The organism is uncultured Cardiobacterium sp. (assembly GCF_938028185.1).
In the GTDB taxonomy this organism is placed as follows: Bacteria; Pseudomonadota; Gammaproteobacteria; order Cardiobacteriales; family Cardiobacteriaceae; genus Cardiobacterium.
In genome coordinates this window covers 1-6,437 of the sequence record NZ_CALJAH010000245.1, presented here as the reverse complement: position 1 = coordinate 6,437, position 6,437 = coordinate 1, and the positions used below count along the sequence as shown (strand labels likewise).

Here is a 6,437-nt window from a genome sequence, read left to right as displayed (position 1 = left end):
TTCGGCGTAGCAATTCAAATTTGTGTGGATAACCGGGATTTTGAACAGGCTCTTACATACAGCTGAGCGCTCTTGGTGTATGTAAATAGATGTAGGGTGGGGCTTGCCCCACCATGGTGCAGATCGGGCATTTGCCCGGCTTGCGATTTTGAGGTTTTTGTCGTGAAGCGGTATTGGTTTTTTGATGGTGGGGCAAGCTCCACCCTACGTTTTTATTTCAGTCAGTTTTTATGAGCGAGCAGCAATCCCGGCTTTTTGATCCGAAGATTTTTTTGAGTCATGTGGCGACGTTGCCGGGCGTTTATCAGATGCGCGATGCCGACGGCAAGGTGCTGTATGTCGGCAAGGCGAAGAATTTGCGCAACCGGCTTTCCAGTTATTTCCGCGACAGCGGCATGAGCGCGAAGACGCGCGCCTTGATGAAGCAGGTGGTCGATATTGATACGACGATTACCCATACGGAGACGGAAGCGCTGATTCTGGAGAATAATCTGATCAAAACGCATTTGCCGCGTTTCAATATTCTGCTGCGCGATGATAAATCTTATCCGTATATTGTCTTGTCGGCGCATGAGTTTCCGCGCCTTTCGCTGCATCGCGGCGCGCGCAAGCAGGGCGAGTTTTTCGGGCCGTTTCCGAATGTGCAGGCGGCGCGTTATTCGCTGGAGGTGCTCGCCAAGGTATTCCGTGTGCGCCAGTGTGAGGACAGTTTTTTTGCCACGCGCAGCCGTCCCTGTTTGCAGTATCAGATTGAGCGCTGTTATGCGCCGTGCGTGGGCTATATTGACAAGAAAGCCTATGCGGAGACGGTGGCGCATACCCGCGATTTTTTGAATGGCCGCAGCGAGGTGTTGTTGCAGGAATTGACGGCAAAGATGGAGGCGGCGGCGGAGGCGCGCGCGTATGAGCAGGCGGCGCTGTTGCGCGATCAGTTGGTGCAGTTGCGCAAGATTACCGAGAAGCAGCATATGGTCGCGGGCGAGGCGGATGCGGATGTGCTGGCGGTGGCGACGGCTTATGGCGAGGCGTGCGTGCAGGTGCTGTTTTTCCGCGACGGGCATAATGTGAGTTCGCAGGCGTTTTTTCCGAAGTTGCCGGAGGAGGCGCCGGAGGCGGAGATTCTCGCCGCGTTTATTGCGCAGTTTTATCATGAGCGAAGCGCGCCGCCGCAGCTCGTGATTAGTCATGCGCTGGAGGACGGCGCGACGATTGCCGCCTGGCTCGGCGAGAAGAGCGGGCGCAAGGTGTCGCTCAATGCCAAGCCGCGTGAGGCACGGCGCAAGTGGTTGGAAATGGCGGAGGAAAATGCGAAATTGAGCCTGGGGCTGCGCCTTTCCGGCAAACTGACGATGCAGCAGCGGTTTGCCGCGCTGGCCGAGGCGTTTGCCTGGCCGGATGTGCCGGAACGGCTGGAGTGTATCGACATCAGCCACACCCAGGGCGAGGCGACGGTGGCGTCGTGCGTGGTCTTTGACCGGCGCGGCGCGCTGAAAAGCGATTACCGCCGCTACAATATCCGCGAGGTGACGGCAGGCGATGATTATGCCGCCATCCGCCAGACGGTCAGCCGCCGTTTTGAGCGCATTCAGAAGGAAGACGGCGTGTTGCCGGATGTGCTGTTTATTGATGGCGGCAAGGGGCAGTTGCGGCAGGCGGTGGAGGTGTTTAACGAGCTGGGCATCAGCGGCGTGCATCTGGTCGGCGTCGCCAAGGGGCAGGGGCGCAAGGCGGGGCTGGAGCAGTTCTGGTTTCCGCATGAAGACGTGCCGCGCTATTTGCCGTCGGACAGTCAGGCGATGCAGCTCATCGTGCAAATCCGCGACGAGGCACACCGCTTCGCCATCACCGGCCACCGCGCTGGGCGGGCGAAAAACAGCAAGCGCTCGCTGCTGGAACAAATCCCCGGCGTGGGTGCCAAACGTCGGCAGGCGCTGCTAAAATACTTTGGCGGTCTGGCGCAAATCCGCCGCGCGGGCGTTGAGGATTTGGCGAAGGTGCCGGGCGTCAGCGAGGCGCTGGCGAAGGAAATTTATGCTGTTTTACACGAGGGATAAGCGATGAATGCCACTTTCAAAAAATTCTTCAGCGGTTGGGCGATGAAACTCACCATTCTGCGGGTGGCGCTCATTCCCCTGTTTATCATTACCTACTATTTCCACCCGGAAAGCTGGCAGCAGTGGCTGGCGCTGTGGGTCTATACCGTCGCCTGTATCAGCGATTTTCTCGACGGCTGGCTGGCGCGGCATCTCAAGGAAGAAAGCGCATTCGGCGCGTTTCTTGACCCGGTGGCGGACAAACTGATGGTCGCCGCCGTGCTGATTGTCCTCGTCCAGCAAAACCCGCACGTCTGGCTGATGCTGTGCGCGCTGATTGTCATTGGCCGCGAAATCTGGATATCCGCGCTGCGCGAATGGATGAGCGGCATCGGCCATCGCGGCGTGGTCGCGGTCGCCAAAATCGGCAAATGGAAAACCACCGTGCAAATGTTCTCGATGGGCTTCCTCATCTTTCGCGAACCCTGGCTCGGCCTGCCCATCTGGCGTATCGGCCAGGTACTGCTCATCATCGCCGCCATCCTCACCATCGCCTCGATGTGGCAATACACCGCCGCCGCCTACCGCTACTTCCGCGAAGCGATGACCCCGGCGGCACAAAGCCCGAACGTGTAGAATGCCGCGCGAATCCCCCCGGAACACCCCATGAATCCCACCCTCATCAGCCAGCGCTTTCGCGGTTTCCTGCCCGTAGTCATCGACGTCGAAACCGGCGGCTTTGACGCCAAAAAAGACGCGCTGCTCGAAGTCGCGGCGGTGCTGGTCAATTTCGACGACAACAACCGCCTCTGCCGCACCCACACCATCCACTACCACATCCACCCCTTTCCCGGCGCGAACATCGACCCCGAAGCGCTGAAAATCACCGGCATTGACCCCTATCACCCGCTGCGCCCGGCGTATCAGGAAGACAAGGCCGCCGAACGCTTCTTCGACGAAATCCGCGCCTACCAAAAACAACAAGAATGCACGCGCTCCATCCTCGTCGGCCACAACGCCACCTTCGACCTCGGCTTCATCAACGCCTTTGCCGAACGCACCGACTACAAACGCAACCCCTTTCACCCCTTCAGCGTCCTTGACACCGTATCATTGGGCGCGCTTGCCTACGGCCAGACCGTGCTGGCGCGCATCGCCCGCCAGGGCGGCTTTGACTACGACAGCGAAAAAGCGCACGGCGCCAAATACGACGCAGAACTCACCGCCGACATCTTCTGCCACATCATCAACACCTGGGCAGAAAAAATCGGCTACAGCTGGCCTGCCAGCGAGGAACAACCATGAACGACATCGCAACCCTGACCCCGCCGAAAGGCTGGAAAGTGCTGAACGACAGCCAAAAACAACAATTCATCAACGAACACCTGGGCGGCGTGGACGACATCATCGCCATCGCCGTGCCGGATGGCGGCGACGGCAGCGTCTTCGCCCAACTGAGTTACCGCCCGGCGGGCTACGTCGATGACAACATCCCCATTGACCCGACCCGCATCCGCCAGGGCATCAGCGAAGACCTTGACATCCTCAATCAGGAAAGCGGTCTCACCGGCAGCGAAGCGGTGCGCTGGAAAAGTTTCGCGCCCGCGCCCAAATACGACAACGCCAGCCGCTGCGTTGAATACGGCGTTGAGCTCAACATCGGCCAGGACCCCGCGCTCAACCTCTACAAAATGTGTCTGGTGCGCAACGGCGCGCTTGTCCTGACGCTGGTCGGCAAACCCGGCGACGGCCTCAGCCTGCAAGGCTGGCGTGTCACCCCGCAAGACAGCCTGCGCTACGAACGCTTCGACCCGAAAAGCGACCCGCGCGCCGAAGGCACCATTATCAACCTGCTGCTGATGAACCGCTTTATCTGACAAGCAGAAAAATAAAAAGCCGGAAACCTTCCGGCTTTTTTCATGCGTGGCAACAATGGGCGGGCTAACCTTTCAGGCCAAACGTTATTCGCAGCCAGCCAATACGGCGCACGCCTTCATAACACAAATACGAAAAGACAAACGTCAGCGTCAGCAGCAACAAATAATACTGCGAATTGGATAATCCCGGATCATCCAGCATCCAGCCGAGCATAATCACCAGCGGGTGATGCACCAAATAAATGACAATGGCGGAATTGATCAAATAGCGCACCACACGATTCGCCTCGCGTTGCACATGATAAAAATACCAGAACAACAAAAAAGCAATTGAGCCGGAGGACACCATCTGATTCAGCCGCTGCAAAATCATGCCTTCCGTATCCGGCGGGAACGGCTCATAAAAATGCAGACCGTTCACATAAGTCAGTGCGGTGGTGACCAATGCCAACAAGGCAAGCCCCCACAAGGCGCGATGACTGATTTTATCGAGAATATCCTGATGAAAATAGAGCAGGGAGCCGGCGAAATAAAACGGATAATACTGCACGCCATGCAGCACAAAGAAATTATATAAAGTGCTGATGTCGCCACCCAAATTCCATGATTCCCCATTCCAGTAAATCAATGCGGCGTAACCCAGCCAGCCAATCGTGACCACCAGCAGGCAGGGCAACAGTCCCATGCGGGCAAACACCCCGCGCGGCAGCAGCATATCTATCGTGGCGAATACCATCAGGCAAATCAAAAACCAGCCGTGCATGACCCAGCGCCACAAATCATAATGCGCCCACTGATAATCCATGAAAATACTGCCGAAGACCTGCAACACAAAATTGACGCCGAGACAGCCAAGCAGCAGCGGCACCAATACCCGTTTCAGACGCGCCCGCCAAAAAACCTGCTTGTCCTTGCGCGCAAGCGTCATTTGCGCGAGAAAACCGGAGACCATAAAAAAAGCCTCCATACGGAACAAATGCTCAGGATAAATCGACGCATAAAGCGCCATGCTCTGATGATACGGACTGGCATAGACAAACGCCGCAAATGGCGACAACACCGCCGCCGCGTGCCAAAACACGCCAATCAGCATCAGCGCCGCGCGCAACTCGTCCAGCCCGTGAAAATAGCGCGGCGCGGGGGCGGCAATGGGGGCGATTACAGTCTTGATAACCCTACTCCGGTAGCGGAAAACGGCGCCATTATTCACAAAGCGCAAACAAATGGAAACTTACCTTTTCAAAACCCGCCAGGCCGCGTGGTTGCTATACCCAAAGCGGGTCAAATAAGCTAAAATTGCAGCCAGGCCCAACAACATAAAGGAAACCGTCATGTTACATGAATACCGCGACCTGATTGCCGAACTGCGCCAGAGTGACAACCACTTTGCCCGCCTGTTCAACGAGCACAACGCCCTCGACGAAGAAATCAACCGCATGGAAAGCGATGCTGCCGTCTCGGCGAACAGCCATCAGGACATCGAGTCGAAAAAACGCGAAAAACTCGCGCTGAAAGACAAAATCTACGACTACCTGCGCAAAATCGAAGCCGAACGCCGCGGCTAAGCGCACAACCCGAAAAAGCCCCGTGCCAACGGGGCTTTAATTTTGCCCGCCATGAAAACGCTCACACTCGACATTGACGGCTTCGACTACAACGCCCGCGGCGTTGCCCGGCACGACGGCAAAACCGCCTTTGTCGGCGGCGCCCTGCCCGGCGAGCGCGTTGTCGCCCGCATTATCGCCGACAAAAAACGCTTTCTCGAAGCCGAAACCGTACAAATTCTCACCCCCTCGCCCGACCGCATTGCTCCCGCCTGCACCCATTACGACGACTGCGGCGGTTGCGCGCTGCAACACGCGAGCGATACCGCACAACACCGCCTCAAAGAAAGCGTCTGGCTGGAGCAACTCGCCCGCATCGGCAAAACCGTGCCGACGCGCGCCCTGCCCGCCATCAGCGGCGACCCGTGGCATTACCGCTCGCGTGCCCGCCTCGCCTGGGACGATGCCCGCCAGGTGCTTGGCTTCCGCGGTCGCGCCTCGGCGCGCGTGGTCAATATTGAGCGTTGCCTCACCCTGCCGCAGGCGATTTCTGCCCGTCTGCCCGACATCCGCGCCCTGTGCCGCCAACTCGCGCAACAGACCGCCATTCACGGCGTGGATATTAGCGAAGGCGACGGCGTGACCGTGTTGCGCATCCGCCTGCAAGACGCCATTGGCGACCGCCTCGTCGCCGCAACTGCCGCCCGCTGGAACGAAACTGCGGCGCAGCCGTGGCAAATCTGGCTGCAAAGCGGGCGCGACCGCGTCACCAAACATCCCGCCGCCGCGCCGCCACTTGCCTACGCCTTGCCCGCTTACGACCTCACCCTGCCTTACGCGCCGGACGATTTCACCCAGGTGAACAAGGCACTCAACCGCGAACTGGTCGCCATCGCGCTCGCCGCACTGGACTTCCAGCCAGGCGAACGGGTGCTGGATTTCTTCTGCGGCCTCGGCAATTTCAGCCTGCCGCTCGCACAAAG

Annotated in this window: 7 protein-coding genes; 6 read left to right on the top strand and 1 reads right to left on the bottom strand. The window is 58.4% G+C overall.

What is annotated here, in order from left to right:
• The first annotated feature begins 230 nt into the window (after positions 1 to 230).
• The 4 genes from uvrC to Q0349_RS07085 are packed head-to-tail and all read left to right on the top strand — an operon-like array spanning position 231 to position 3,910.
• Positions 231 to 2,054 (top strand): excinuclease ABC subunit UvrC, encoded by a 1,824-nt coding sequence (gene uvrC / locus Q0349_RS07100; protein WP_298080175.1) that lies wholly within the window; start codon positions 231 to 233, stop codon positions 2,052 to 2,054.
• Positions 2,055 to 2,057: 3 nt separating this feature from the next.
• Positions 2,058 to 2,669, top strand: a complete 612-nt coding sequence (gene pgsA, locus Q0349_RS07095) for a CDP-diacylglycerol--glycerol-3-phosphate 3-phosphatidyltransferase (protein ID WP_298080174.1) — start codon at positions 2,058 to 2,060, stop codon at positions 2,667 to 2,669.
• Positions 2,670 to 2,699: 30 nt separating this feature from the next.
• Positions 2,700 to 3,338: a ribonuclease T gene (rnt, locus tag Q0349_RS07090; RefSeq protein ID WP_298080173.1), complete on the top strand. Its 639-nt coding sequence runs from the start codon at positions 2,700 to 2,702 to the stop codon at positions 3,336 to 3,338.
• Entirely contained in the window at positions 3,335 to 3,910 is a 576-nt protein-coding gene (locus Q0349_RS07085) for a DUF2167 domain-containing protein (RefSeq protein WP_298080172.1), read from the top strand. Before rnt ends, Q0349_RS07085 begins: the two co-directional genes overlap by 4 nt.
• Before the next feature lie 64 nt (positions 3,911 to 3,974).
• Here Q0349_RS07085 and Q0349_RS07080 read toward each other — a convergent pair whose 3' ends face one another.
• Entirely contained in the window at positions 3,975 to 5,120 is a 1,146-nt protein-coding gene (locus tag Q0349_RS07080) for an acyltransferase family protein (protein ID WP_298080171.1), read from the bottom strand.
• A gap of 121 nt (positions 5,121 to 5,241) precedes the next feature.
• Here Q0349_RS07080 and Q0349_RS07075 point away from each other — a divergent pair, with 121 nt between their 5' ends.
• Positions 5,242 to 5,475, top strand: a complete 234-nt coding sequence (locus Q0349_RS07075) for a DUF465 domain-containing protein (RefSeq protein ID WP_298080170.1) — start codon at positions 5,242 to 5,244, stop codon at positions 5,473 to 5,475.
• Positions 5,476 to 5,526: 51 nt separating this feature from the next.
• Positions 5,527 to 6,437: TRAM domain-containing protein (locus tag Q0349_RS07070; RefSeq protein WP_298080169.1), on the top strand; the 911-nt coding region annotated here is incomplete at its 3' end.